The 24,704-nt window shown below is 68.6% G+C and carries 26 protein-coding genes and 4 tRNA genes; 8 read left to right on the plus strand and 22 right to left on the minus strand.

Going from position 1 to position 24,704, the window contains the following annotated elements:
* Window positions 1-9 precede the first annotated feature (9 nt).
* The 11 genes from rplJ to DFI_RS03005 all read right to left on the minus strand — a co-directional run bounded on the left by rplJ (window position 10) and on the right by DFI_RS03005 (window position 5,140).
* Entirely contained in the window at window positions 10-513 is a 504-nt protein-coding gene (rplJ, locus tag DFI_RS02955; RefSeq protein WP_022800170.1) for a 50S ribosomal protein L10, read from the minus strand.
* A 206-nt stretch (window positions 514-719) separates the two neighbouring features.
* Entirely contained in the window at window positions 720-1,421 is a 702-nt protein-coding gene (gene rplA / locus DFI_RS02960; protein ID WP_022800169.1) for a 50S ribosomal protein L1, read from the minus strand.
* Entirely contained in the window at window positions 1,414-1,848 is a 435-nt protein-coding gene (rplK, locus tag DFI_RS02965) for a 50S ribosomal protein L11 (protein WP_022800168.1), read from the minus strand. The genes rplA and rplK overlap by 8 nt, the downstream gene beginning before the upstream one ends.
* Window positions 1,849-2,002: 154 nt before the next feature.
* Entirely contained in the window at window positions 2,003-2,581 is a 579-nt protein-coding gene (gene nusG / locus DFI_RS02970) for a transcription termination/antitermination protein NusG (RefSeq protein ID WP_022800167.1), read from the minus strand.
* Window positions 2,578-2,757 (minus strand): preprotein translocase subunit SecE, encoded by a 180-nt coding sequence (gene secE / locus DFI_RS02975; protein WP_022800166.1) that lies wholly within the window; start codon window positions 2,755-2,757, stop codon window positions 2,578-2,580. Before secE ends, nusG begins: the two co-directional genes overlap by 4 nt.
* 79 nt (window positions 2,758-2,836) lie before the next feature.
* Window positions 2,837-3,004, minus strand: coding sequence for a 50S ribosomal protein L33 (rpmG, locus tag DFI_RS02980; protein WP_022800165.1), 168 nt, complete (start codon window positions 3,002-3,004; stop codon window positions 2,837-2,839).
* 386 nt (window positions 3,005-3,390) lie between these two features.
* Window positions 3,391-4,608 (minus strand): elongation factor Tu, encoded by a 1,218-nt coding sequence (gene tuf, locus DFI_RS02985; protein ID WP_022800164.1) that lies wholly within the window; start codon window positions 4,606-4,608, stop codon window positions 3,391-3,393.
* Between the two features lie 181 nt (window positions 4,609-4,789).
* Window positions 4,790-4,864 (minus strand) — tRNA-Thr (locus tag DFI_RS02990).
* 4 nt (window positions 4,865-4,868) lie between these two features.
* Window positions 4,869-4,944: transfer RNA gene (locus DFI_RS02995), tRNA-Gly, on the minus strand.
* Between the two features lie 8 nt (window positions 4,945-4,952).
* Window positions 4,953-5,038, minus strand: a tRNA-Tyr gene (locus DFI_RS03000).
* Between the two features lie 26 nt (window positions 5,039-5,064).
* Window positions 5,065-5,140 (minus strand) — tRNA-Thr (locus tag DFI_RS03005).
* A gap of 366 nt (window positions 5,141-5,506) precedes the next feature.
* Here DFI_RS03005 and DFI_RS03010 point away from each other — a divergent pair.
* Complete coding sequence (locus DFI_RS03010) at window positions 5,507-7,513, plus strand: ABC transporter ATP-binding protein (protein WP_081425689.1); 2,007 nt, start codon at window positions 5,507-5,509, stop codon at window positions 7,511-7,513.
* On the plus strand, window positions 7,510-9,375 hold the full coding sequence (locus DFI_RS03015; protein WP_027461889.1) for an ABC transporter ATP-binding protein: 1,866 nt from the start codon (window positions 7,510-7,512) through the stop codon (window positions 9,373-9,375). The genes DFI_RS03010 and DFI_RS03015 overlap by 4 nt, the downstream gene beginning before the upstream one ends.
* Window positions 9,376-9,445: 70 nt before the next feature.
* Here the strand turns inward: DFI_RS03015 and tsaB are convergent, their stop codons facing one another.
* Window positions 9,446-10,003 (minus strand): tRNA (adenosine(37)-N6)-threonylcarbamoyltransferase complex dimerization subunit type 1 TsaB, encoded by a 558-nt coding sequence (gene tsaB / locus DFI_RS03020; RefSeq protein ID WP_027461890.1) that lies wholly within the window; start codon window positions 10,001-10,003, stop codon window positions 9,446-9,448.
* 145 nt (window positions 10,004-10,148) lie between these two features.
* Here tsaB and DFI_RS03025 point away from each other — a divergent pair, with 145 nt between their 5' ends.
* Together DFI_RS03025 and DFI_RS03030 are read left to right on the plus strand one after the other, a co-directional pair.
* Window positions 10,149-11,282 carry a citrate/2-methylcitrate synthase gene (locus DFI_RS03025; protein ID WP_027461891.1) on the plus strand — a complete coding sequence of 378 codons (1,134 nt, stop codon included), beginning with the start codon at window positions 10,149-10,151 and terminating at the stop codon, window positions 11,280-11,282.
* A 118-nt stretch (window positions 11,283-11,400) separates the two neighbouring features.
* On the plus strand, window positions 11,401-12,609 hold the full coding sequence (locus tag DFI_RS03030; RefSeq protein WP_027461892.1) for a M28 family metallopeptidase: 1,209 nt from the start codon (window positions 11,401-11,403) through the stop codon (window positions 12,607-12,609).
* Between the two features lie 4 nt (window positions 12,610-12,613).
* Here DFI_RS03030 and DFI_RS03035 read toward each other — a convergent pair whose 3' ends face one another.
* The 8 genes from DFI_RS03035 to paaI form a co-directional block, all read right to left on the minus strand.
* Window positions 12,614-13,072, minus strand: a complete 459-nt coding sequence (locus DFI_RS03035; RefSeq protein ID WP_022800158.1) for a hypothetical protein — start codon at window positions 13,070-13,072, stop codon at window positions 12,614-12,616.
* A 93-nt stretch (window positions 13,073-13,165) separates the two neighbouring features.
* Window positions 13,166-14,161 (minus strand): MBL fold metallo-hydrolase, encoded by a 996-nt coding sequence (locus tag DFI_RS03040; RefSeq protein WP_043776907.1) that lies wholly within the window; start codon window positions 14,159-14,161, stop codon window positions 13,166-13,168.
* Between the two features lie 70 nt (window positions 14,162-14,231).
* On the minus strand, window positions 14,232-14,621 hold the full coding sequence (locus DFI_RS03045; RefSeq protein ID WP_022800156.1) for a hypothetical protein: 390 nt from the start codon (window positions 14,619-14,621) through the stop codon (window positions 14,232-14,234).
* Window positions 14,622-14,702: 81 nt separating this feature from the next.
* Window positions 14,703-15,560 (minus strand): class I SAM-dependent methyltransferase, encoded by an 858-nt coding sequence (locus tag DFI_RS03050; RefSeq protein WP_051307485.1) that lies wholly within the window; start codon window positions 15,558-15,560, stop codon window positions 14,703-14,705.
* Between the two features lie 113 nt (window positions 15,561-15,673).
* Window positions 15,674-16,678: an ABC transporter permease gene (locus DFI_RS03055; RefSeq protein WP_027461895.1), complete on the minus strand. Its 1,005-nt coding sequence runs from the start codon at window positions 16,676-16,678 to the stop codon at window positions 15,674-15,676.
* Window positions 16,679-16,746: 68 nt separating this feature from the next.
* Window positions 16,747-17,775 (minus strand): ABC transporter permease, encoded by a 1,029-nt coding sequence (locus DFI_RS03060; protein ID WP_022800153.1) that lies wholly within the window; start codon window positions 17,773-17,775, stop codon window positions 16,747-16,749.
* Window positions 17,776-17,964: 189 nt separating this feature from the next.
* A complete protein-coding gene (fumC, locus tag DFI_RS03065; protein WP_027461896.1) occupies window positions 17,965-19,359 on the minus strand; it encodes a class II fumarate hydratase in 1,395 nt (464 codons plus the stop codon).
* Between the two features lie 29 nt (window positions 19,360-19,388).
* On the minus strand, window positions 19,389-19,775 hold the full coding sequence (paaI, locus tag DFI_RS03070) for a hydroxyphenylacetyl-CoA thioesterase PaaI (protein WP_027461897.1): 387 nt from the start codon (window positions 19,773-19,775) through the stop codon (window positions 19,389-19,391).
* A 46-nt stretch (window positions 19,776-19,821) separates the two neighbouring features.
* Here paaI and DFI_RS03075 point away from each other — a divergent pair, with 46 nt between their 5' ends.
* The 3 genes from DFI_RS03075 to DFI_RS03085 are packed head-to-tail and all read left to right on the plus strand — an operon-like array spanning window position 19,822 to window position 22,036.
* Window positions 19,822-20,502: a glycerophosphodiester phosphodiesterase gene (locus tag DFI_RS03075; protein ID WP_027461898.1), complete on the plus strand. Its 681-nt coding sequence runs from the start codon at window positions 19,822-19,824 to the stop codon at window positions 20,500-20,502.
* A gap of 33 nt (window positions 20,503-20,535) precedes the next feature.
* Window positions 20,536-21,564, plus strand: coding sequence for a M42 family metallopeptidase (locus DFI_RS03080; RefSeq protein ID WP_027461899.1), 1,029 nt, complete (start codon window positions 20,536-20,538; stop codon window positions 21,562-21,564).
* A 7-nt stretch (window positions 21,565-21,571) separates the two neighbouring features.
* Window positions 21,572-22,036: a hypothetical protein gene (locus DFI_RS03085; RefSeq protein ID WP_155864497.1), complete on the plus strand. Its 465-nt coding sequence runs from the start codon at window positions 21,572-21,574 to the stop codon at window positions 22,034-22,036.
* Window positions 22,037-22,043: 7 nt separating this feature from the next.
* Here DFI_RS03085 and DFI_RS03090 read toward each other — a convergent pair whose 3' ends face one another.
* A complete protein-coding gene (locus tag DFI_RS03090) occupies window positions 22,044-22,736 on the minus strand; it encodes a peptidylprolyl isomerase (protein ID WP_081425690.1) in 693 nt (230 codons plus the stop codon).
* Window positions 22,737-22,809: 73 nt separating this feature from the next.
* A complete protein-coding gene (locus tag DFI_RS03095; RefSeq protein WP_022800146.1) occupies window positions 22,810-23,283 on the minus strand; it encodes an Lrp/AsnC family transcriptional regulator in 474 nt (157 codons plus the stop codon).
* Window positions 23,284-23,486: 203 nt separating this feature from the next.
* Here DFI_RS03095 and ald point away from each other — a divergent pair, with 203 nt between their 5' ends.
* The gene (ald, locus tag DFI_RS03100; protein WP_027461901.1) at window positions 23,487-24,596 is read left to right on the plus strand and encodes an alanine dehydrogenase; all 1,110 of its coding nucleotides are present in this window, start codon (window positions 23,487-23,489) and stop codon (window positions 24,594-24,596) included.
* Window positions 24,597-24,704 lie beyond the last annotated feature (108 nt).

Consider the following 24,704-nt stretch of genomic DNA (forward strand, 5'->3'; position numbering starts at 1 on the left):
CCGGGCCGGTTAGGCGCTCTGGCCTTCGCCTTCGAGTTTGTCTTTGTACGCTTCGAGGATGCCCACGAAGTTGCTGAGGTGCGCGCTGAGCACGCCGACCAGTTCGGCCTGAAGCTGCTGCTTGCTGCCGAGGCTGGCGAGGCGTTCGACGACCTTCACGTCAACCTTGTTGCCTTCCACGAACCCGCCCTTGACGGCGGGGATGCCCTTGTCGTTGCCTTTGGCCGCGTCAGACAGGGCCTTGGCGACGCCGGCGGGGTCTTCCTGGGCGAGCACCAGAGCGCTGGGGCCCTTGAGTTCGCCGGTGAAGTCCTTGCCGCCGTCTTGCAGGGCGAGGTTGATCAGGGTGTTCTTGGCAACGATGAGCTGCCCGCCCTTCTCGCGGATGTCCTTACGCAGTTTGCTCAGCTGTCCGGCGGTCAGGCCCTGGTAGTCGACCACGTAGAACGTGTCGATGCCCGTGAGGCTGCCTTTGAGGCTGCTGAGGGTCTGCTGGTTCTTTTCGTTCGCCACGCAGTACCTCCTTGGTGGTGAACAAGTCCAGGTGCAGGGTCGCAGCCTGGCAACTCGGCGGGATGTTTAAACCTGGCAAGGGTCCCCGCTGTCTTGGGTGCCGGAATGAAAGGGCTTATTGGAAAGGTGCGACTGCACCGGGGTGCCGAAGTTCGGGGTGGGGGAGAGGCGGGCCCTCCCCCGGGGTCACCATAGTGGGCTCAGGCTTACGCCTGGGCGCCGCTGCTCAGGGTCAGCGGAATGCTGGGGCCCATGGTGGTGGTCAGGTACGCGCTGCGCAGGAAGGTGCCCTTGGCGCTGCCGGGTTTGGCGGCTTCCAGGGCGCTCAGCAGCGCACCGAAGTTCGCGCTGAGGTTGCCTGCGTCGAAGCTGGCCTTGCCGATGGGGGCGTGCACGACGCCGGTCTTGTCGTTGCGGAACTCGATCCGGCCGGCCTTGAGGCCCTTGACCATGCCGCTCACGTCGGGACCCACGGTGCCGCTCTTGGGGTTGGGCAGCAGGCCGCGCGGCCCGAGCAGACGGGCGAGCTTCTGGCCGATCTGGGCCATCATGTCAGGGGTCGCCACGACGGCGTCGAAGTCCATGAACCCGCCGGCGATGCGCTCGATCAGGTCCTCGCTGCCGACCACGTCGGCGCCAGCGGCCTCGGCGGCCTGCACGTTCTCACCCTTGGTGATCACGGCGACGCGCACGGTGCGGCCGGTGCCGTGGGGCAGCGCGACGGTGCCGCGCACGTTCTGGTCGCTCTTGCGGGGATCGATGCCGAGGCGGAAGTGCACTTCGACGGTCTCGTCGAACTTCGCCGTGGCGATCTCCTTGACCAGCGCAGCGGCTTCGTCAATGGTGTACTGCTTGTCGCGGTCGACCTTGCCCACCAGGGCCTTGTAACGCTTGCCGTGCTTAGGCATTCGGGGCCCCCTCGATGGTCACGCCCATGCTGCGGGCGGTGCCGGCGACCGTGTTCGCGGCGGCTTCAACGCTGCCGGCGTTCAGGTCGGGCATCTTGGTCTTGGCGATTTCCAGAACCTGGTCCCAGTTGAGCTTGCCGACCTTGGCCTTGTTGGGGGTCGCGCTGCCCTTCTGCAGGCCGGCGGCCTTGCGGATCAGGTAGCTCATGGGGGGGGTTTTGGTGATGAACGTGAAGCTGCGGTCCGCGAAGATGGTGATTTCCACCGGGATGATCGCGTCGCCCTTGTCGGCGGTCTGGGCGTTGAACGCCTTGGTGAACTCCATGATGTTCGCGCCGTACTGACCGAGGGCGGGACCGACGGGGGGGGCCGGCGTGGCCTTCCCTGCCGGGAGTTGCAGCTTGACAATTCCCATGACTTTCTTCATGCGTGTGCCTCCTTAGCTCCCCCAGCCGGTCAATCTCAGGTGGTCTGGGGTGCTGGCGCTAAGTTCCGTCGTTGTCCCGGGTCGGCCCCGGGGTGACAGCAACTTTTCTACTTTACTTCACCCGCCCCCTCCTGCCAAGAGGAGGGGGAAAGGCTTACTTGCTGACCTGCGAGAAGTCCAGTTCCACCGGCGTTTCACGGCCGAAGATGCTGACCAGCACCTTGACCTTCGCCTGCGGAATGTTCACCTCGCTGACCACGCCGCTGAAGTCCGCGAAGGGCCCGCTGGTCACGCGGACCATGTCGCCGGCCTTCAGGTCGATCTTCACGCGCGGCGCGCTGACCTCTTCCTGCACGGGCTGGCGGGCCACGCCCACCGACGCGAGCAGGCGCTCCACTTCCTCCGGGGAGAGGGGCACGGGACGCGTGGCGGTGCCGACGAAGCCGGTCACGCCGCTGGTGCCGCGCACCACTTCCCACGACTCGCCCAGTTCACCGGGCGCGTCGTCGTCTTCGACGTCCATCTGCACGAAGACGTACCCGGGGAAGAGCAGGCGCTCGACCTCTTCCTTCTTGCCGCCCTCGCGCAGCTCGACAGCTTTTTCCTTGGGCTGAAGCACCTGGAAGATCTTGGTGCCGCGCATGCCGAGCTTGGTGGCGCGTTCCATCAGGTGCTGCTGCACGCGGTCTTCCTGACCCACGTAGGTGTGCACGGCGTACCACTCGATGCTCACGAGAGCACCGCCTTGATCGCCGAGCCGAACAGGAAGTCAAGCGCGAAGATGATCAGGGTCAGGCCGATCACGAAGATCAGCACAGCCTGCGTGCCTTCGATGACCTGCTGCCGCGTGGGCCACGAAACGCGGGAGAGTTCCGCACGGGAGTCCCGCAAGTACTGCGTTAAGTTCATGTGGTCACCTTCGAAGAGAGGCGAGGGCCGATGTTACCGCCAGTCGCAGCCGCCCGGAACCCGGGGGCCGCGGGCGGAATCAGACCTTCTTCTCCTTGAAGACCACGTGCTTTTTCGCCACGGGGTCGTACTTGCGCAGTTCCATCTTGGCCTGCGTGTTGCGGCGGTTCTTGGTGGTCGTGTAGTAGAAGCCGGTGCCGGCGCTGCTTTCCATTTTCACGATGATGCGGGGGCCGTCTTTCGCCATGATCGGTGCTCCTTTACGCAGGGTGCCTGCCCCCTGGGGGCGTGCCGCGCCTGCTCCCAGCGCCCACTTCCGGTGCTTCAGTGGGTTGAAGAACGCTGGTAAAAGCCCGCCGTCTGGCGGGCAACATTCGAAGTATACGGGCCCAGGCCCCAGGTGTCCACCACAGACAGGACTTCAGCCGGGATTCGCGCGCTTCCGCCGCCATTCCTCTCCCGATGCAGGCCGCGTTCAGCGGGGTTCACCACGTGAGGCCACTGGACTCCGCCCAGCCAGATCACAGAACGGCTGGCTGGCCTGTGGCAGGGGAGACAGCCTCCGCCATCAACTGACTCTTTCCAATGAGAAAGGAGGCCTCACGGCCTCCTTTCTCGCTGAGAACGTCAGCGTTATTCGAGAACTTTGGCGACGACGCCGGCGCCGACGGTGCGGCCCCCTTCGCGGATGGCGAAGCGCAGGCCTTCTTCCATGGCGATCGGCTTGATCAGTTCCACCGTGAAGGTCACGTTGTCACCGGGCATCACCATTTCCACGCCTTCGGCCAGTTCCACGATCCCCGTCACGTCCGTCGTGCGGAAGTAGAACTGCGGGCGGTACCCACCGAAGAACGCGCTGTGACGGCCACCTTCGTCCTTGCTCAGGATGTACACGCTGGCTTCGAACTTGGTGTGCGGCTTGATGCTGCCGGGCTTGGCCAGCACCTGACCGCGCTCCACGTCGTCACGGGCCACGCCGCGCAGCAGCACGCCCACGTTGTCGCCGGCCATGCCGCTGTCCAGCAGTTTGCGGTGCATTTCCACGCCGGTCACGGTGGTCTTCTTGGTGTCGCGCAGGCCGATGATTTCCACTTCGTCCTGCACCTTGACGATCCCGCGCTCCACGCGGCCGGTCGCCACGGTGCCGCGGCCGGTGATGGTGAACACGTCTTCGACGGGCATCAGGAACTGCTTGTCGGTGTCGCGTTCGGGGGTGGGGATGTAGCTGTCGAGCGCGTCGAGCAGTTCCCAGATCTTGTCCACCCACTGGTTTTCGCCGCGGGCCATTTTGGGGTTGGCCTGCAGGGCTTCGAGGGCCTGCAGGGCGCTGCCCTTGACGACCGGCAGGTCATCGCCGGGGAATTCGTACTTGCTGAGCAGTTCGCGCACTTCCATTTCGACGAGTTCGAGCAGTTCTTCGTCGTCGACCATGTCCACTTTGTTCATGAACACGATGATGTAGGGCACGCCCACCTGGCGGGCGAGCAGGATGTGCTCGCGGGTCTGGGGCATGGGGCCGTCGGCGCTGGACACCACCAGGATCGCGCCGTCCATCTGCGCGGCGCCGGTGATCATGTTCTTGACGTAGTCGGCGTGGCCGGGGCAGTCCACGTGGCTGTAGTGGCGCGCGGGGGTCTGGTATTCGACGTGCGCGGTGTTGATGGTGATGCCGCGGGCTTTTTCTTCGGGCGCCTTGTCGATCTGGTCGTAGGCCAGCGTTTCGATGGTGGGGTCGGCGGCGGCGGCCGTGAAGGTGATCGCGGCGGTCAGCGTGGTCTTCCCGTGGTCGACGTGTCCGATGGTCCCCACGTTCACGTGCGGCTTCGTGCGCTCAAACGTTCCTTTAGCCATGATGCTTTCCTCCTGAGTGTGGAACTGCCTGGGCCTCGTGGCCTGTTCAGGCAAGCCTTGCCAGTTTACTCGCCTGCGCCGCGTACGGCTAGAGCTGCCGCGCTGTGCAGGCAGGCGTGGGCCACTCACGTGGCCTTGAGAGAACCCGCAGCCTGCACGGGGCGGGCTGCGGGTTTCGGTGTGGAGCTTCTGGTCGGGATTGAACCGACGACCTCTCCCTTACCAAGGGAGTGCTCTACCACTGAGCTACAGAAGCGACTTGGAGCGGGAAACGAGACTTGAACTCGCGACATTCAGCTTGGGAAGCTGACGCTCTACCAACTGAGCTATTCCCGCGTGAATCGTGGTGGGCAGGGGCGGATTCGAACCGCCGTACTCTTACGAGAACAGATTTACAGTCTGTCGCCTTTAACCACTCGGCCACCTACCCAGTTGTCACATTCCGCAAAGAACATGTGGAGCCACCCAGGAGAATCGAACTCCCAACCTTCCGATTACAAGTCGGGTGCTCTACCAGTTGAGCTAGGGTGGCACCGATCTGAGGCGGAAACTAAGGCTGGGGTCGCCTCTTAAGCGTCGGAAGTTTCGCGCTCTCGCGGTCACTTCCGGCTGCGAATAGTAGCACCCACCCCCAAGGGTGTCAAACGCCCCACCTTGCCCGCGCCTTCACCCCCTCCAATGGGCTCCGGAGTGCGCCATTTAGCGCATGGGCCCCCTGAGCAAAGCGGCGTATGCTGACCCCACTCGCGGCCCGCCCCTGCCTTCCTCCCCATTCGCCCGGGGTGGGCCGCCGCCTGCCCGCCCTTCCTGCGCCTTTCCTCACGTCCTCTCCCGCCGCTTTTCCTGACCGGTTTCCGCCCTGCATTCCCGGCCCGTTGGACCGCCCACGAGGTTTTCCTTGGACAGTTTCCGCACGCTTCTCCCGTACCTCAGGCTGCACCTGAGGCAGTACGTGATCGGCATCGTCGCCGTGATTATCGCCAACGCCGCCAACCTGCTCCCGGCGTACTTCATCCGCAAGACCATCGACGGCCTCACCGGCCAGACCGACGCCCGGGCGGCCACGGCCGGCATCACGCTGGACCAGGCCCTGCTGTACGCGGGCGGCACCGTGCTGGCCGCCCTGGTCGCCGGGGGTTTCATGCTGCTGATGCGCCGGCAGATCGTCGTGGCGTCCCGGCAGATGGAGTACGAGATCCGGCGCGACATCTTTGCCCACCTGCAGACGCTGGACAAGAACTACTACGACCGCGCCCGCACCGGCGACCTGATGAACCGCCTGACCGGCGACCTGGGCGCCGTGCGCGAGATGATGGGCTTCGGCGGCTGGCAGGTCGTGAACATCGTCGCGTCGTTCAGCACGGCGCTGACCGTCATGTTCAGCCTCAGCTGGAAACTCACATTGATCGTGCTGCTGCTCATCCCGGTGATCGTGGGCATCCTGGGCTACATGGCGCGGCTCATCAACGCCCGCCACAAGGCCGCGCAGGAGCAGAACAGCCTGATCGCCGCCAAAGCCCAGGAGAACTTCAGCGGCGCGCGCGTCGTGAAGGGCTACGCCATCGAGGACCGCGAGATCGCCGACTACCGCGCCATGAACCTCGAGCTGCTGCGGCGCAACATCGCCCTGACCAAGGTGGACGGCCCGCTGCGGTCCTTCACCACCCTGCTGATCGGCGTGGCCTTCGCGGTGGTGCTGTGGACCGGCGGGCGCATGGTGCTGGGCGGCGACCGGACCTTCACGATCGGGATGCTGGTGCAGTTCCTGCTGATGCTCGGGCGCCTCGCCTGGCCGATGATGATGGTCGGCTGGATCACCGGCGTGGTGCAGCGCGGCCTGGCGTCCTGGGTGCGCCTGCGCGAGATGCTCGACGCCCGCCCGCACGTGTACGACGACCCCGGCCGCACCGACCCCACCATCAAGACCCTGCGCGGCGACATCACCTTCCAGAACGTGACCCTCCAGTACGGCCGCACGCCGGTGCTGCAGGACATCAACCTGCACGTGCCGGCCGGCACGTTCCTGGGCCTGACCGGCCCCACCGGCAGCGGCAAGACGGTCCTCACGCAGCTGATCACCCGCAGCATGGACCCCAGCAGCGGCGTGGTGAAGCTCGACGGGCACGACATCCGCTTCATTCCCCTGCAGGTGCTGCGCGAGCACATCAGCGTGGTGCCGCAGGAGCCCTTCCTGTTCAGTGACACCATCGCCAACAACATCGGCTTCGGGCTGAACAACGCCGGCCTGCCGCCTGTGCCCACCGGCGTGAGCGTCGTCGGGCTGCCCATGCCGCCCGAGATACCGCAGCAGCCCGACCCGGCCCGCGTGCAGCGCGCCGCCGCCCTGGCCGGGCTCGCCAGCGACATCAACGACTTCCCGAAAGGCTACGACACCATGCTCGGCGAGCGCGGCGTGACCCTCAGCGGCGGGCAGCGCCAGCGCACCGCCATCGCCCGCGCGATCGTCCGCGACCCCGCCATCCTGATCATGGACGACAGCCTCAGCGCCGTGGACACCGAGACCGAACGCAAGATCATCGACGGCGTGCGCGAGGTCGCGCAGGGCCGCACCGTGATTCTCGTGGCGCACCGCGTCAGCACCCTGCGGCACGCCGACCACATCGTCGTGCTGGAGGACGGCCGCATCACCGAGCAGGGCAGCCACGACGACCTGCTCGCCCTGGGCCGCCACTACGCCGAACTTGAACGCCTGCAGCGCCTCGCCAGTGACCTCGACAACGACGACGGTGACGTGCAGCCCGGCCGCAGCCCCGCCGAGAACGAGACCGTGCGCGCCGCCGCCACCATCGCCACCGCGCAGGCCGGCCGCGACCTGCCCGAACCGGCCCGGCCCGGCGTGGTCCAGGCCGACCTTCTCCCGGAACCCGAGCAGGTGACGAAATGACCCAACCCGACGACGCGCTCAACAAGGGCTTCGACCTGGACCTGACCAAACGCATCCTGCGCTACGTCCGGCCGTATATGAAACTCGCCGTGGGCGGCGTGCTGCTCGCCCTGTTCACCGCCGCGCTGCAACCGGTCCCCGCATTCCTGCAGGGCTACGCCATCGACAATGCCCTGACGCCCTTCGTGAACGGCGAGAACACGGACGCCGCGGCCCTGACCCGCCTGCTGGGCCTGATCGTGATCGGGTACGTGCTTGTGCAGGCCACCGAGTTCGGCCTGACCTACGCCAGCACCCTCACCATCGGGTACCTGGGCCAGAACGTGCTGCGCGACATCCGCGCAAACGTGTTCACGAAACTCCAGCGCCTGCCGCTGGCGTACTTCGACGCCAACCCGGTCGGGCGCCTCATCACCCGCGTGACCAGCGACGTGGACGCCATCAACCAGTTCATCACCGGCGGCCTGATCAGCATGATCACCAGCACCTTCCTCATCATCGTGTACATGGGCGTGATGCTCAGCATCAACTGGAAACTCGCCCTGATCGCCTTCACGGTCCTGCCGGTGCTGTTCGTCGTCACGAACTTCTTCCGGCAGAAGATGCGCGAAACCTTCCGCGAGAACCGCCTGCAGCAGGCGATCGTGAACACCAAACTCAACGAGAACATCACCGGCATGCAGACCGTGCAGCTGTTCGGCCGCCAGCGCCGCAGCGCCCTGGACTTCGACCACAGCAACCGCGCGCTGCTGACCGCCAACAGCAACGGCGTGAAGTGGTTCTCGCTGTTCATGCCGGCCGTGGCCGTGCTCGGACAGGTCAGCATCGCGCTCGTGCTGTACTTCGGCGCCCGCCTGATCCTCGGCGAGAACGCCGTCGGCACCGGCGTGGGCGCCGCCCTCACGGTGGGCACCCTGTACGCCTTCGTGCAGTGGACCACGCAGCTGTTCCAGCCCATCCAGGACCTCGCGGACGTGTTCAACAACCTCCAGGCCGCCATGGCCAGCAGCGAACGCATCTTCGGGGTGCTCGACACCCACGAGGACATCCAGGACAAGGAAGGCGCCCGGGAAATCCAGCACTTCGAGGGCCGCGTAGACTTCGACGGCGTGTGGTTCGCTTACGACGGCGCCGTCACCGCCGACGCCTCCGACACCGACGACCGCTGGATCCTGCGGGACTTCGACCTGCACATCCAGCCGGGTGAGAGCGTCGCCCTGGTCGGCGCGACCGGCGCCGGCAAGACCAGCGTGACCGCCCTGGTCAGCCGCTTCTACGACGTGCAGCGCGGCGCCGTGAAGGTGGACGGCGTGGATGTCCGCGACTACGACCAGCACAGCCTGCGCAAGCACATCGGCCTGGTCCTTCAGGACGTGTTCCTGTTCGCCGGGACCATCGAAAGCAACCTCACCCTGAACAACCCCAACATCCCCCATGAACGCGTGGTGGAGGCCTGCAAGTACGTCGGCGTGCACGAGTACATCCTGGGCCTCGAGCAGGGCTACCAGACCGAGGTCCGTGAACGCGGCGCCACCCTCAGTACCGGGCAGAAGCAACTGCTGGCCTTCGCCCGCGCGCTGATCCAGAACCCGGACATCCTGCTGGTGCTCGACGAGGCCACCGCCAACGTGGACACCGAAACCGAACTGCGCATCCAGGACGCCCTGAAAAAAGTCATGGAAGGCCGCACCAGCATCATCATCGCCCACCGCCTCAGCACCATCGAGCACTGCGACCGCATCATCGTCATGCGCAAGGGCCGCATCGTGGAACAGGGCACCCACGCCGAACTGCTCGCCCGGGGCGGCTACTACGCCAAACTCAACCAGCTGCAGTACGCCCAGGGCGACGCCGCCGACTGAGCGCGGCCGGCGCATGAGGCAGGGGAGAGCGGCGCGTGGCCCTCTCCCCTCGACCATTCCCGGACCCTGATTACAGGTAGTGCAGCGCCCAGTCGGCCGCGCCGTGGTCCACCCCGGCTCGCAGCAGCGCCAGGCCGTCTGGCACTCCGTGATCCAGGTGGGGCAACTCCCCCCGGCCGGCCTCCAGCGCGTCCAGGGCCTGCTTCGCGGGCGGCTGCACCACGCCGGTCACCACGCCGCCGCGCACCTCGTACGTCGCGGCGTACACGTTGCCCTTGCGCGCGTCCAGCGACACCACCTGCCGGCCCTCCCCGCGCACCAGGGCCTCCAGCGTGGGCACGCCCACCACCGGCGCGCCCCACACCCGCCCCAGGCCCAGCGCGTAACTTGCGCCCACCCGCACGCCCGTGTACGACCCGGGCCCCGTGCCGATCACGATCCGGTCCGCGCGGAAGGGCAGGCCCGCCCCCGCGAACAGCTCGCGCGTCGCGCCGGCCAGCCGTTCGGCGTGCGCGCGGCCCACCTCCAGGGACACCTGCCGCTCCCCGCCCGGCCAGGCCAGGGCCAGGGTCAGGAACGGGGTGGCTGTATCCAGCGCGAGGACAACAGGGGCTTGGGCGGCGGTCATCGCCGGGCATTCTAGTGTGCCGGCCACGGCGCACCCACCGGCCCGGAGCGGCCCGGCGCCGCGCCAGACCGGCCTGCCCTGTCACCCTGCCGGGAACGTGACCGGCTCCTGCGCCTCTTCCCCCCGGTGGTATCGTGTTTGAACTATGACGATGATCGCCAAGGGCCTTGAAGGCGTCCTGTTCACCGAGAGCAAACTCACGTTCATCAACGGGGCCGAGGGCGTCCTGACGCACCTGGGCATCCCGATCCAGGAATGGGCGGAGAAGAGCACCTTCGAGGAACTCTCCCTGGCGCTCCTCGACGCCGAACTCCCCACCGCCGAGGAACTCGCCAGGTTCGATGCGGAACTCAAGGCCAACCGCGCCATCCCCCGCGAGGTCGAGGACCTGATCCGCAACATGCCCAAGGGCGTGAACCCCATGCAGGCCCTGCGCACCGCCGTGTCCTACCTGGGCCTGACCGACGCGGAGTCCGAGGACGTCACCCCCGAAGCCCGCCGCGCCATCAGCATCCGCCTGATCGCGCAGTTCGCCACCATCATCGCCGCGATCAACCGCGTGCAGGAAGGCCAGGACATCGTCGCCCCCCGCGCCGACCTGACCCACGCCGGCAACTACCTGTACATGCTCAACGGCAAGGAGCCCACGGCCGAACAGGCCCGGCTCTTCGACATCGCACTGATCCTGCACGCCGACCACGGCATGAATGCCAGCACCTTCACCGCCATCGCCACGAGCAGCACCATCAGCGACATGTACTCCTGCATCGTCAGCGCCATCGGCGCCCTCAAGGGCCCGCTGCACGGCGGCGCCAACGAGCAGGTCATGGTCATGCTGGACGAGGTGGGCAGCCCCGAGAACGCCGTGGACTACATCACCGACAAGCTCAACCGCAAGGAAAAGATCATGGGCGTCGGGCACCGCGTGTACAAGAACTTCGACCCCCGCAGCCGCGTCCTGCGCGACTACGCCGCCCACGTGGCCGGCAAGGAAGGCAAGAGCAACTACTACCAGATTCTCGAAACCATCGAGAAGACGGTCGTGGACCGCATCGGTGACCGCGGCATCTACCCCAACGTGGACTTCTACAGCGGCACCGTGTACGCCGACCTGGGCATCAAGAAGGAGTACTTCACGCCCATCTTCGCCCTGGCCCGCATCAGCGGCTGGTGCGCCAGCGTCATCGAGTACAGCAAGAACAACCGCCTGCTGCGCCCCGACGCGTACTACATCGGCCAGAAAAACGCCCGCTACGTGGACCTGAAAGACCGCAAGTAACCGCCAGCACTCATCAGGAGAGGGACCCCGCCGGTCCCTCTCCTTGCCGTTGCCCGCCCGGACCCCGGACCGTGGCGCCCGGCATGGTCCCTGCGGCCCGGCTGTGCTCTGCTGACGCATGCCCACCCCACACCGCCGGCCCACCTTGCGCCCCCTGCTGAGCGCGCTGCTGTTGATCCCGGCCGTCGGGGCCGGCGGCAGCGCCGCGCAGACCACCCAGACCGCCGCCGAGGCGGGCAGCATCGAGGCGAACGCCCGCGCGGTGCTGGCCTTCGGGCCGCGCGTCACCGGCAGCCCCGCCAACGAACAGGCCCGCGCGTTCCTGGAAACGCAGTTGCGGGCGCTGGGCTACCAGACGCAGCGGCAGACCTTCACGTACCCCCGCTTCGACGACCTGGGTTCCGGCGTGCAGGTGGCCGGCCAGAGCCTGGCGGGCGCGGCGCTGCAGGGCTCGGCGGGCGGCACCGTCACGGCCGCCCTGGTGCGCGTGCCCGGCGCCGGCACCGCCGAGGACTACCGGGGCCTGAACGTGACCGGGAAGATCGCGGTGGTGAGACGCGGCGTGACTGCCTTCGCCGAGAAGGCCCGCCAGGCCCGCGTCGCCGGCGCGGCCGGACTGATCATCGTGAACACCGAGGACCGTGAGCTGCGCGGCACGCTGGGCGACCCGGAGCCGCTGCCGGTGCTGGCCGTGCGCGCCGGCCACGACTCGGCCCTCCGCCCGGGCGCGACCGTCACCCTGAACGTCCGCGTGCGCCAGGGCGAGGTGCTGGCCCAGAACCTGATCGCCTTCCGGGCCGGGACCGCGCCGACCGTGCTGATCGGCGCGCACCTGGACAGCGTGCAGGGTGCCCCCGGCGCGAACGACAACCTGTCCGGCACGCTGGCCGTGGTGGACGTCGCCCGCCGCGCCGTGAACACGCCCCTCTCCGCCCGGGCGTACTTCGTGCTGTTCGACGGCGAGGAAGACGGCCTGCTGGGCGCCCGGGACTTCGTGAAGACCAACCCGGAACTCGTGCGCGGCCTGAAAGGCATGCTGAATCTCGACATGGTCGGCGTGAACGCCGCGCCCCTCACCGCCACCGGCCACCCCACCCTGACCGCCCTGACCCGCGCCCTGCCCGGCGTGACGGCCGTGGAGGGCCGGGAGAGCGGCAGCGACCACGTGCCCTTCGATCAAGCCGGCGTGCCCACCCTGTTCTTCCACCGCGGCATCGACCGCAACTACCACCAGCCCGGCGACGTGATTCTCGACCCGGCCCTGGTGCGCGGAACGGCGGACGCCACCCTGGCGGTCGCCCAGGCCCTGACCGGGCCCGGCAACTGAGCGCTCAGGCGCTCAGGCCCTTGCTGCCGTGCAGGGTGCGCTCCACGGCCTCCGTGACCTCGCCCTCGAAACGCCGCAGGTGCTCCCGCAGCCGGTCCAGTTCCCCGGCGTTCAGGTCCCGCAGCCACAGCACGCTGCGGCCCAGCACCGCGAACGCCACCTCCTGGTCCTCTTCCAGGTCGTCCGGGTCCACCGGGTCCAGGCTCAGGGCGCCGTAATCCATGCCCTGGTTGAGCAGGTTCATGCCCATCAGGATCTCCGGCAGGCTGTCCTCCTCCACGTACAGGTCGAGGTCCAGGTGCAACCGGACGATCACGCCGCCGCGGTGGTCCGCCTCGACGAACAGCGCCACGCGGGACTCGCCGTCCTGCACGAGCGCGCCGTCCTCCACGGCCTCCACGGTCAGACCTCGCTCGGAAAGGGCCGTCATGATCTGCTGCAACTCCGCCTGCTGGCCCGTCATGCGCGCAAGTATAGGGGGAGGCCCGGGGGCCGCAGCGTCGGCCAGATGACGGAGTGACCCGCATGAACCCTGACGCCGGCCCTCATGCCGGCCTCAGGCGTGGTAGGTCCACACCCCGGCCGCCTCGTCCCAGGTGCGGTACAGCTGCCCCAGCAGCCGCAGGTGCTCCAGGTGCGCCAGCGTCTCGGCCAGCGCGAAGCGGTGCCCGCTGACATTCAGGTCCCGGGGGAACATCGCGCGGCTCAGCGCAAAGGCTGTGCGCGGCTCCCGGCCGGCCTCCACCCGCATGAAATCCAGCCGCTCGTGGTGATGGTCACGCAGCGCCCGCGCGCGGGCCTTCACGCCCTCCATGACCGGCCCGTGGTGCCCCACCACCGCCCGCGCCGGGTTCAGCGCCTCCAGTTTCCCCAGCGTCTGCAGGTAGTCGCCCAGCGGGTCCGGGCGCGTGTACGCGTACAGCCCGATGTTCGGCGTGATGCGCGGCAGGATGGCGTCCCCGGCGATCAGGGTGCCGCTCTCCGGGTGCCACAGGCCCAGGTGCCCGTCCGCGTGCCCGGGCAGCCACAGCACCTCCCACGTCACGCCGGCCAGCTCCAGCGTCTGGCCTTCGCGCAGCGGCTGCACGCGGGTGGCGGGCACCACCAGCGGGTTCATGGGGTGCAGGCCTTCCAGCAGTTCTCCCGGCAGGCCGTGGTCCAGCATGTGCTTGCGGTGCCCGGGCAGCCACTCGGCGAGCATGTGCCAGTACCGCTCGCCCCGCCCGATCTCCACGTCCAGCATGTGCACCGCCGCGCCCGCGCGTTCTTCCAGCACGCCCGCCAGCCCGTAATGGTCCGGGTGGTGATGCGTGACGATCACGCGGTCCACGTCCGGCCAGTGCAGGCCCAGGCCGGCCAGGGCGTCCTCCAGCGTCTGCCGGGCCTCAGGCGTGTTCAGGGAGGTGTCCACCAGCGTGACCGGCCCGTGCGCGCGGCCGCCCGGCGCGTCGATCAGGACCGTGACCGTCTTCATCGGGTACGGGATCGGCACCTGCACGGCATGCAGCGACCCCAGGATTGGCGTGAGCACGGGCGGAGGCAGCGGGGACATGCCGCGAAGGCTAGCACCCCGCCGCCGGGGGCCCGCCCCGCCGTCTGGGCGGCCCTGCCCGCTCCCGGGGTCACTTCAGTTGGAGGATCTGCACCACCATGCGGCTATCCGTGCAGGTCAGGGTCACGCGGTACTCGTACCCGGCCTGCCGGAACACCCCGGTCATGCGGTTGCGCTGCGTGGCCCAGGGCGTGACCACCTGCGCCGGGAACTGCGCGGTGCAGCGCTCCCGCGCGGCCCGCACGCTGCCGGGGTAACGGCCGCACACCACCCGCCCGGCCCGGTCCTCGGCCTTCAGGGTCCGGTACTCCGCCTGCGGGATGACCTGCACGCACGGCGCGGCCGTGGCGCCCACCGCCCGGAGCAGGTCGGTCGCCACCTTCTGTTGAGGAGTGAGGGCTAGGCTCGGGCCGCTCAGCAGGCCGACGAGAGCCACGGCGAACGCGGCTGGTCTCAGCATGGGCTCAGCCTAGACCCCCTCCCTGGGAAGCGGAACCCCGCGCGGCGGCTTACCCCCAGCATCGCGGGACACCCGGGCGGCTCAGGCGCGCGAGGCCGTCACCAGCAGCTCGTACTTCCCGGTCACGAACACCCGGAAGCCGTGCTTGTGCAATCGCCGCCGGGCGTCCGTGACGTCCGCCGTGATCAGGCTCAGGTCCGGCCGGCGGTAGTTCCGCGTCCGGGCGCCGTACGACAGGGTGCCGTCCCGGTACCGGGCGTTCGGGAAGCCCAGGATCAGGCCCCCGCCCACCGTCAGGTGCCCCCGCACCAACGCGCTGATCAGCACGTCCTGCCGGATGCCGGGGCTCTGAAGCAGGCTCAGCGCCAGCACCAGATCGAAGCGGCCCAGCGTCTCGTCCGGCAGAGCGCGCACATCCCGCACGTCGAAATGCCCGCCCGGATGCCGGGCCCGCGCGGCCGCCACCGCGTCCGGATCGAGGTCCAGGCCGGTCACGTGCAGCGCCCGGTCCGGGAAGGTCAGCGCCAAGGCGTCCAGTTCCCGCCCGGCGTTCACGCCCAGCGCCAGCACCCGACCGCCCGGCGGCGGGGCCACGCGGCGCAGCGCCTCCTGCAGCGTGAACAGGAACACCGGGTCCTCCAGCTTGTCCACCCGGCCCCACCCGCCCTCCGGGCCGTAGCCGCCCGCGTCCGGGTCGGGCGCCTGCGCCCAGCGGCGCAGGCCCAGCCGCACCCGGCCGCCCGGCAGGGAAACGGGCGTGAGCAGGTGCGCGCCCAGCAGGTCCGCGAGGTCCACCCAGGTGCCCCAGGCGCGGTGCCGGCCGGCGGGGGTGACCTCACCGGCGTAGTGGCCCAGGCCCAGGTCCGGGTCCGGCGCCGTGAAGTGCACGGTCGGCGCGGCCTCCAGCGCGGCCCGAAGCGCCGGCAGGATCACGCTCATGGGTTCGGTGGTGAAGTGCAGGGCCTCGGGGGGCGGGTCGGCAGGCACGCACCGACCCTAACAGAGCCGCCCCCCCGCCGGGCAGGCGAGGGGGCGGTCAGGGAAGGGCGCCGTTACTGCGTGCTGCGCGGGTCCAGCACGTCCCGCAGGCCGTCCCCGAGCAGGTTGAACCCCAGCACGCTCAGGAAGATCGCCAGGCCCGGGAAGATCATGGTCCACGGCGCGTCGATGTAGTACTGCCGGGAGTCGCTGATCATGGTGCCCCACTCCGGCAGCGGCGGCTGCGCCCCGATGCCCAGGAAGCCCAGCGCCGCCACCTCGATGGTCGCCGTGGCGATGCTCAGCGCGCCCTGCACGATCAGCGGCGAGAGGCTGTTGGGCAGCACGTGCCGGAAGATCATGCGGCCCTGCGAGGCGCCCAGCGCCCCGGCCGCCTGCACGAACTCCCGCTCGCGGATGGACAGCACCACCGACCGCGCCAGCCGCATGTACACCGGCACCTGCACCAGCGACACGGCCAGCATGGCGGTCACCAGTTGCGGACTGTTCAGCTGGAACAGCGTGTCCAGCGCCCGGATCGCCACGGGCGGATTGTCACTGCTGAAGATGCTGGCGAACCCGATCGCCAGCAGGATGCTGGGGAAGGCCAGCATCACGTCGCTGAAGTACCCGAGCACGCTGTCCACCCAGCCGCCGAAGTACCCGGCGAACACGCCCAGCAGCGACCCGACCACCAGGGCCAGCACGGTGCTCACCACGCCGACCTTCAGGCTGATCCGGGCGCCGTGCAGCACGCGCGTGGCGATGTCGCGGCCCAGGTTGTCCGTGCCGAACGGGGCCTTCCAGGCGTTCACCCTGCCGGTCAGCGGGTCGGTGTACGTCTCGGCGACGCTCTTGTCCCACAGCGCGGCCACGCTGGGGGGTTTGAGGTTCATGCGGTAGTCGCGGTCGGTGGTCGGGTCGTACGGGCGCATCAGGGGCGCCAGCAGCGCCATCAGCAGGAACACCAGCACGATCACGGCGCCCAGCTTCCCGGGGCCGCTGCGGCGGAACCGGCGCCAGAACAGGCTCTGGGAGCCCCGGCGGGCCTTCACGGCGGCGGGGGTGGTGGTCGTCATGCGCGCACCTGCACGGGGCGGAAGTTACGGGGAGAGTCATTCACGGTCGTCACCTGCTTTGCCGGCCTTCACCGGTAATGAATGCGGGGGTCCAGCGTGGCGTAACTGACGTCCACCAGCAGGTTCACCAGGCTGACCACCAGCGCCGCGAAGATCACGCCGCCCTGGATGACCGGGTAGTCCCGCTGGCTGATCGCGTCGTACAGCCAGGAGCCCAGGCCCGGCCAGTTGAAGATCGTCTCGGTGAGGACCGCGCCGCCCAGCAGCGTGCCCATCTGCAGGCCGATCACGGTCACGATGGGCAGCAGCGCGTTGCGCATGGCGTGCTTGAGGGTCACGTTGCGGCTGCTCAGGCCCTTGGCGCGGGCGGTGCGCACGTAATCCTGCCCGAGCACCTCCAGCAGGCTGCTGCGGGTGATGCGCGCGATGATCGCCAGCGGAATGCTGCCCAGCGCGATGGCCGGCAGCACGAGGTGCTTGGCCGCGTCCCACGCCGCCGCGAGGTTTCCGCGCAGCAGGCCGTCCAGCACGTACAGGCCGGTCACGGGTTCCAGCTGCGTCTCGTTGCCCAGGCGGGCGCTAGGTGGCAGCCACCCGAGCTTCACGGCGAAGAAGTACGACAGCAGCAGGCCCAGCCAGAAGATCGGCATGCTCACGCCCACCAGACTGATGGTGGTCGCCAGGTTGTCCCACACGCTGTTGCGGCGCAGCGCCGCCAGGATGCCGGCCGGCAGGCCCACCAGCAGCGCGAAGAACAGCGCCGCGAGGCTGAGTTCCAGCGTGGCCGGGAAGCGCGCGCCCAGGTCGTCGCGGATGGGAATGTTGCTCTTGATGCCGCTGCCCAGGTCACCCTGCAGCAGCGCGCCCACGTACTTGGGGTACTGCGCGTCGAGGGGATTGGCGGGGTTGAGGAACCAGGGTTTGTTCAGGCCCAGCTGCTCGCGCAGGGCGGCGGCCGCCTCGGGCGTGGCGCGCTCACCGAGCATGGCGGTGGCCGGATCACCGGGAATGGAGCGGACGAACACGAACACCACCACGCTGATGCCGATCAGCACCAGCAGGGTCCGCATCAGGCGGCGGAGCAGGTAACTACCCAAAAGACAGTCTCCTTACAGGAACTTGGGGCGGAGGCACAGGACAGGCGGGCCGGGGGCCCGCGGAACGGGACAGGGAATTGTGACGCTGTGCCAGGGTACAGCGAAATGCCCCGGCCGTGCGGCCAGGGCGGGGGCGGGTGGCTGGACAGCCCACGCCGCTGCGGCGTGGGCGCGCGTCCTGGCCGGCGCTCAGCTGTGGGTCATGTCCAGCGGCACGACCCACTGCGCAAACTCGTCTTCGGTGACGTGCCCGAGTTCCAGCGCGCTTTCTTTCAGGCTGATGCCTTTCTTGTGGGCGTTCTTGGCGATGGCAGCGGCCTTGTCGTACCCGATGTGCTTGTTCAGGGCGGTGACCTGCATCAGGTTCTTGTCGAGGTTCTCCTTGATCTTCGCCTCGTTCGGCTCGATGCCCACGGCGCAGTTGTCGTTGAAGGCCAAGCAGGCGTCGCTGATCAGGCGGATGCTTTCCAGCACGGCGTGCACCATCACGGGCTTGAACACGTTGAGCTGGAAGTTGCCCTGCGAGCCCGCGAAGGCCACGGTCGCGTCGTTCCCGAACACGCGGGTGGCGACCATGGTCATGGCCTCGGACTGGGTGGGGTTCACCTTGCCGGGCATGATGCTGCTGCCCGGCTCGTTTTCCGGAATGTTGATCTCGCCGATGCCGTTGCGGGGCCCGGAAGCCAGCCAGCGCACGTCGTTCGCCATCTTCATCAGCGCGCCCGCCAGCGTGCGCAGCGCCGCGCTGGTCTGCACCAGGGCGTCGTGCGCGCTCAGCGCCGCGAACTTGTTCTCCGCGCTGCGGAACGCGAAGCCCGTCTCCTCACTGAATTTCCGCGCGGCCAGGTCGCCGAACTGCGGGTGGGCGTTCAGGCCGGTGCCGACCGCCGTGCCGCCGATCGCCAGTTCCAACAGGCCCTCGCCGGCATGCTTCACTTCCGCCAGGGCGTAGTTCAGCTGCGCGACCCACCCGCCGATCTCCTGCCCCAGGGTGATGGGCGTGGCGTCCTGCAGGTGCGTGCGGCCCACCTTCACCAGCCCCGCGTACTCCTTGGCCTTGGCGTCCAGGGTGTCGCGCAGCTTGCCCACGCTGCCGTACAGCCGCTCGTTCAGTTCCAGCACCACCGCGATGTGCATGGCGGTGGGGAAGGTGTCGTTGCTGCTCTGCCCGCGGTTGACGTGATCGTTGGGGTGCACCGGCGCCTTGCTGCCCATCTCGCCGCCCGCGATCTCGATGGCGCGGTTGGAGATCACCTCGTTGCTGTTCATGTTGCTCTGCGTGCCCGACCCGGTCTGGAACACCACCAGCGGGAAGTGGTCGTCCAGTTTCCCGGCGATCACCTCGTCGGCCGCCTGCACGATCAGGTCCGCGATGTCGCGGGGCAGCTCGCCCAGGTCCGCGTTCGCCTGCGCCGCACCCTTTTTCAGGATGCCCAGCGCCCGGATGACGGGCCGGCCCCACACGAACGTGTCCCGGCCAATTGGGAAGTTGTGAATGCTGCGCTCGGTCTGCGCGCCCCAGTACCGGCTGGCGTCCACGTCCAGCGTGCCCATCGTGTCCGACTCTTTCCGCGTGTTGGTCATAGCACCCCAGTGTAGGCCGACCCCGCCTGTCACGGACGCGGGGACGTCCCGGCCGGCCGGTCCCGCCGGGACACCGTGCCCGTGAACAGCGCCACCTTTTCCGGCTCCGCGCCCAGGCGCTGCACCTCCACGCGGTACGTCGCCAGCGTGCGGCCCACCCGCTCCGGCGTGGCCACCGCCACCAGCCGGTCCCCGGCCCGCGCCGCCCGGAAGAAACTCAGGTGCGTGTCCACCGCCACCGCCTGCGCCTCCAGGTTGCTGATCACCGCGAACGCCTCGTCCGCCAGGCTGAAGATCACGCCGCCGTGCGCGGTGCCGTGCATGTTCAGGCCGGCGTCCGTCACGGTCATCTCCACGCGGGTCAGGGAGGGGGTCGCTTCCAGCACGGTCATGCCCAGGGTCGCTTGCAGGCTCATGCCCCAGCGTACCGTTCACGCCCCCGCGGGCGCTTAGGCTGTACCCATGTCCCGCCCCCTGCTGCTCGGCCACCGCGGCGTGCCTGCCCGGCACCCGGAGAACACCCTGCCCGGCTTCCAGGCGGCGCTGGACGCCGGGCTGGACGGCGTGGAATGGGACGTGCGCCGCCTCGCGGACGGCACGCTGGTCCTCCACCACGACGACACCCTGAGCAGCGGCGAACTGCTGACCCACCTCACCCGCGACGAGTGGCCGAAACACCTGCCCACCCTGCACGACGGCCTCACCTGGGCCGCGGACACCGGGGCCTTCGTGAACGTGGAACTCAAGCACGAGACCGCCCGCCCGGACGACCGCGTGCCCCGCACCCTGGACGCCATCCGCACCCACGGCCTGACCCGGCGCGTGATCGTCAGTTCCTTCATGCCCACCTTCCTGCGCGCCGCCCGCCGCGCCGTGCCCGAGATCCCCCGCGGGCTGCTCATCCACCGCGCCTACCCGCCCGCGCTGATCCAGGCGGTGATGGCCTGGACCGGCAGCGCCGCCCTGCACCCCGCCCACCCCCTGGTCACGCCCGCCCTGATGGCCCAGGCCCGCCGGCGCGGCTGGCAGGTCAACGCCTGGACCGTGAACGACCCCGCCGATGCCCGCCGCCTGGGCGCCCTGGGCGTGCACGGCCTGATCGGGGACGTGCCCGCCGCCCTCACCGCCGCTCGGGCAGACTGAACGCCCGTCCCGGCCCGCCCGTATCATCCCGTCATGGCCTGCGACCTGGCGTACATCACTGACCGCCTCCTGAACCTCCTGAACACCCCCAGCCCCACCGGGTTCACCGACCGCGCCGTCCGCGCCATTCAGGCCGACCTGGACGCCCTGGGCGTGAAACACGAACGCACCAAGAAAGGCGCGCTCACCTGGGAGATCCCCGGGAAGAAAAGCGGGAAGCACGTCACCTTCAGCGGCCACGTGGACACCCTGGGCGCCATGGTCAAGGCCATCAAACCCAGCGGGCGCGTCACCCTGCACATGCTCGGCGGGTACGACTGGGCCACCATCGAGGGCGAGTACGTGCAGGTCCATACCCAGACCGGCCGGGTCGTGACCGGCACCGTCGTGAACATCCGCCAGAGCACCCACGTGCACGGCCCCGCCCTGCGTGAACTGAGGCGCGAGCAGCCCGTCATGGAAATCCGCCTGGACGAACCCACCTTCAGCGCCCAGGACACCCTGGCCCTGGGCATCCAGGTCGGGGACTTCATCAGCTTCGACCCGCGCGCCCAGCTCACGCCCGCCGGGTACCTCAAGAGCCGTCACCTGGACAACAAGGCCGCCGTCGCCCTGTTCCTGGGCGTCACGCAGGAACTGCTGAAGAAAAAACCCACGCACACCGTGGCCTTCCACATCACCACCTACGAGGAAGTCGGGCACGGCGCCGCCACCGGCATTCCCGCCCACACCGACGAACTCATCGCCGTGGACATGGCCGTCGTCGGGGACGGCCAGACCGGCAGCGAGCACCGCTGCACCCTGTGCGTCGCCGACAGCAGCGGCCCCTACGACCATGACCTCGGCAACCGCCTGCGCGCCGCGGCGAAACAGGCCGGCCTGGACCTGCGCACCGACATCTACCCCTACTACGGCAGCGACGGCAGCGCCGCCTGGCGTGCCGGCGGGAACTACCCCGTGGCCCTGATCGGCCCGGGCGTGGAGGCCAGCCACGCCTACGAACGCACCCACATGGACGCCCTGCGCGACACCGCCGAACTCATCCTCGCGTACGTGAGGTAAAGGTTGTATGTCGCCCACTGAAGATGACATCACCCGACTGTTCCCTGACCTGCGGAGTTGGGATGATGGTAGAGGCATCACAGCGGGCGCTTGGCTGAACATGTTCGGCCGTCGGCGCGACGCTTTGATGCTGACTCCGCTGTTCTGGCCCGTGTTTAAGGAGCATGACGGCTGCCTGCTCTGGGCCGACTTTAGCCTTGACAGCTATGAAAGTTGGATGGAGAGCACCGGACGGAACCGGACGACCGTCGAGTCGGTGATGAATCACCGTCACGTGACTGACCTCTTCCTGAACGATCCGGAAGAGGCCACCCAGGAACAGGTGGAATTTCTGGGCTCAGTGCTGCGCGAGATGTGGGAAGCCAAACTCAGGCGGGATTTCCCTCATCTCCCTGTCCAGGTGGACTTCCACTGGCAGGACCGTGAGGCGAGTGATGACGCGCAGTTATACGTTTATCTGAACCGCGCCTAAACCGCATTCACTGCTTCACGTAGATCTGTACGCTGTTCAGCGTGTCGGCGCCCGCGCCGGGGATGGGGCCGTAGTTGCTGTAGTTCTTGGTGAGGGCGTGGACGACGTTCATGCCGGCCACCACCTGCCCGAACGCGGTGTACTCGCCGTTCAGGCTGGGGGTGGGGGCCAGGGTGATGAAGAACTGGCTGCCCTGCGTGGTGTAGGCCGAGGCGCGGGCCATGGCGAGCACGCCGGGCCGGTCGAATTTCAGGCCGTTGAGGTGCTCGGCCATGAACTGGTACCCGGGGCCGCCGGTGCCCCAGCGGTCCTGCGCGGCGGGGTTCAGGCTGAGGGGGTCGCCGCCCTGCGCCATGAAGCCCTCGATCACGCGGTGGAAGCGGGTGCCGTCGTAGAAGTGATTCAGGGCGAGGAACACGAAGTTGTTCACGGCGACCGGCGCGGCCTGTGGGTTCAGGTCCAGCACGACCGCGCCCTTGCTGGTGGTCATCACGGCGCGGTAGGTCTTGGTGGGGTCGGTGACCTGCTGCGCGGCCGTGAACTGCCGCACCGGGGTGCTGCTCAGTGGCGTGAGCTGCGCGTACCCGCTCAGGAGGGACGTGCCCGTGCTGGCCCCGGTGGTCGGCGACTGGGTGGGCGTGCAGGCACTCAGGGCGGAGGCCAGCAGCGCGGCCGGGAGGAGTTTCAGGGTGGCAGGCATGCCCCCCAGTATTCCGCATGCGCCGGGCGCGGCGGCCGGAGGGGCCTTGACCGGGCGTTGGGGTTCAGCCTGCTCAGCTTTCCAGGGAGAGGCTGGTGGTGTACTTCTCCTGCTTGACCACGATGGTGCTGGCGGTGTTGCGCACGCCGGGAATGGCGGCCAGGGTGTTCACCAGGAAGTGCTGGTAGGCGTCGAGGTCCGGGACGACCACCTTGAGCAGGTAGTCGATGTCGCCCAGGCACAGGAAGCATTCGAGCACCTCGGGGCGGTCCTGCATCTTGGCGGCGAAGTCCTCGAAGCCCTGTTTGGTCTGCTTGTCCAGGGACACGCGGACGAGGACCATCAGGTCGCGGCCCACCTGTTTCTGGTCGAGCAGGGCCACGTACCGCTGGATGATGCCTTCTTCTTCCAGGCGGCGCACGCGGCGCAGGGTGGGGGCGGGCGTCAGGCCGATCTCGTCGGCGAGTTCGGTGTTGGCGATGCGCGCGTCCCGTTGCAGGATGCTCAGGATGTGACGATCGATGGCGTCCAGCTGCGCTTGCGACATAAACACCGGCAATCTAGCACTTTCCCGCAACCTTGTTGCCAGCAATCCCAGACACGTGGGGTGCTGCGGCAATCCTGTCCCGCTGGATTCCTGTTACCATTGCGCCGTACGAACTTCGCCGTCATCCGGTTGCGTCGCCGGGGTGCCCCGCTTCTGGGCTGGCCCTGCCGCGCGGTGCTGGTCAGGTGAGGTCAAGGAGAACTATGCATATCGGACTGCCCAAGGAAATCAAGGTCAAGGAAAACCGCGTGGCCCTCACCCCCGGCGGGGTCGCCACCCTGGTCCGCCGCGGTCACACCGTCAGCGTGCAGCGCACCGCCGGCGTCGGCAGCGGCATTCAGGACACCGAGTACGAACAGGCCGGCGCGAAGATGGTGGACACCGCCGCCGAAGCCTGGGCGGCTGAGATGGTCGTGAAGGTCAAGGAACCCGTCGCCAGCGAGTACGGCTTCCTGCGCCCCGACCTGCTGCTGTTCACGTACCTGCACCTTGCCGCCGACAAGCCCCTCACCGAGGCGCTCATTCAGGCCGGCACCACCGGCATCGCCTACGAGACCGTGCAGGCTGAGGACGGCAGCCTGCCCCTGCTGACCCCCATGAGCGAGGTTGCCGGGCGCCTGAGCGTGCAGGCCGGCGCCTACCACCTGCAGAAACCCGTCGGCGGGCGCGGCGTGCTGCTGGGCGGCGTGCCCGGCGTGCAGCCCGGTCACGTCACCATCATCGGCGGCGGGGTCGTGGGCACCAACGCCGCGAAGATGGCCATGGGCCTGGGCGCCAAGGTCACCATCCTGGACGTCAGCCAGCGCCGCCTCGCGTACCTGGACGACGTGTTCTTCGGCAAGATCACCACCATGATGAGCAGCGAGGCGAACCTGCGCGCCCTGCTGCCGGACACGGACCTGCTGATCGGCGGCGTGCTGATCCCCGGCGCGAAGGCCCCGCACCTCGTCACGCGCGACATGCTGAAGCTGATGCCTGAAGGCAGCGTCATCGTGGACGTTGCCGTGGACCAGGGCGGCTGCGTGGAGACCATCCACGCCACCACGCACGACGACCCCACCTACGTCGTGGACGGCATCGTGCACTACGGCGTGGCGAACATGCCCGGCGCCGTGCCCCGCACCAGCACCTTCGCCCTGACCAACCAGACCCTGCCGTACGCGCTGATGCTGGCCGACCAGGGCGTGGCCGCGCTGAAGAAGAGCGAGGCGCTGCGCCTGGGCCTGAACACCTGCCAGGGCAAGGTCACCTACCCCGGCGTGGCCGAGGCCTTCGACATGCCGTACACCGAGGCTGTGTCCGTCCTGGCCTGAGCCCCACCGCACCTGAGTGAACCGTGCCCGAGTGAGGCGCGTCCTCCTGCCCCCGCCCCTGCCGGCGGGGGCTTTCCCGTGTCCGGCCTGTGTCCCGCCGGGCGCGCG

Source organism: Deinococcus ficus (assembly GCF_003444775.1).
GTDB classification, from domain to species: Bacteria; Deinococcota; Deinococci; order Deinococcales; family Deinococcaceae; genus Deinococcus; species Deinococcus ficus.

Coding starts and splice junctions, on each gene's coding strand:
- rplA (WP_022800169.1), bottom strand. CDS start 1,421: ATGCCTAAGCACGGCAAGCGTTACAAGGCCCTGGTGGGCAAGGTCGAC.
- rplK (WP_022800168.1), bottom strand. CDS start 1,848: ATGAAGAAAGTCATGGGAATTGTCAAGCTGCAACTCCCGGCAGGGAAG.
- secE (WP_022800166.1), bottom strand. CDS start 2,757: ATGAACTTAACGCAGTACTTGCGGGACTCCCGTGCGGAACTCTCCCGC.
- rpmG (WP_022800165.1), bottom strand. CDS start 3,004: ATGGCGAAAGACGGCCCCCGCATCATCGTGAAAATGGAAAGCAGCGCC.
- tuf (WP_022800164.1), bottom strand. CDS start 4,608: ATGGCTAAAGGAACGTTTGAGCGCACGAAGCCGCACGTGAACGTGGGG.
- DFI_RS03015 (WP_027461889.1), top strand. CDS start 7,510: ATGACCCAACCCGACGACGCGCTCAACAAGGGCTTCGACCTGGACCTG.
- tsaB (WP_027461890.1), bottom strand. CDS start 10,003: ATGACCGCCGCCCAAGCCCCTGTTGTCCTCGCGCTGGATACAGCCACC.
- DFI_RS03025 (WP_027461891.1), top strand. CDS start 10,149: ATGACGATGATCGCCAAGGGCCTTGAAGGCGTCCTGTTCACCGAGAGC.
- DFI_RS03030 (WP_027461892.1), top strand. CDS start 11,401: ATGCCCACCCCACACCGCCGGCCCACCTTGCGCCCCCTGCTGAGCGCG.
- DFI_RS03035 (WP_022800158.1), bottom strand. CDS start 13,072: ATGACGGGCCAGCAGGCGGAGTTGCAGCAGATCATGACGGCCCTTTCC.
- DFI_RS03040 (WP_043776907.1), bottom strand. CDS start 14,161: ATGTCCCCGCTGCCTCCGCCCGTGCTCACGCCAATCCTGGGGTCGCTG.
- DFI_RS03045 (WP_022800156.1), bottom strand. CDS start 14,621: ATGCTGAGACCAGCCGCGTTCGCCGTGGCTCTCGTCGGCCTGCTGAGC.
- DFI_RS03050 (WP_051307485.1), bottom strand. CDS start 15,560: ATGAGCGTGATCCTGCCGGCGCTTCGGGCCGCGCTGGAGGCCGCGCCG.
- DFI_RS03055 (WP_027461895.1), bottom strand. CDS start 16,678: ATGACGACCACCACCCCCGCCGCCGTGAAGGCCCGCCGGGGCTCCCAG.
- fumC (WP_027461896.1), bottom strand. CDS start 19,359: ATGACCAACACGCGGAAAGAGTCGGACACGATGGGCACGCTGGACGTG.
- paaI (WP_027461897.1), bottom strand. CDS start 19,775: ATGAGCCTGCAAGCGACCCTGGGCATGACCGTGCTGGAAGCGACCCCC.
- DFI_RS03075 (WP_027461898.1), top strand. CDS start 19,822: ATGTCCCGCCCCCTGCTGCTCGGCCACCGCGGCGTGCCTGCCCGGCAC.
- DFI_RS03080 (WP_027461899.1), top strand. CDS start 20,536: ATGGCCTGCGACCTGGCGTACATCACTGACCGCCTCCTGAACCTCCTG.
- DFI_RS03085 (WP_155864497.1), top strand. CDS start 21,572: ATGTCGCCCACTGAAGATGACATCACCCGACTGTTCCCTGACCTGCGG.
- DFI_RS03090 (WP_081425690.1), bottom strand. CDS start 22,736: ATGCCTGCCACCCTGAAACTCCTCCCGGCCGCGCTGCTGGCCTCCGCC.
- DFI_RS03095 (WP_022800146.1), bottom strand. CDS start 23,283: ATGTCGCAAGCGCAGCTGGACGCCATCGATCGTCACATCCTGAGCATC.
- ald (WP_027461901.1), top strand. CDS start 23,487: ATGCATATCGGACTGCCCAAGGAAATCAAGGTCAAGGAAAACCGCGTG.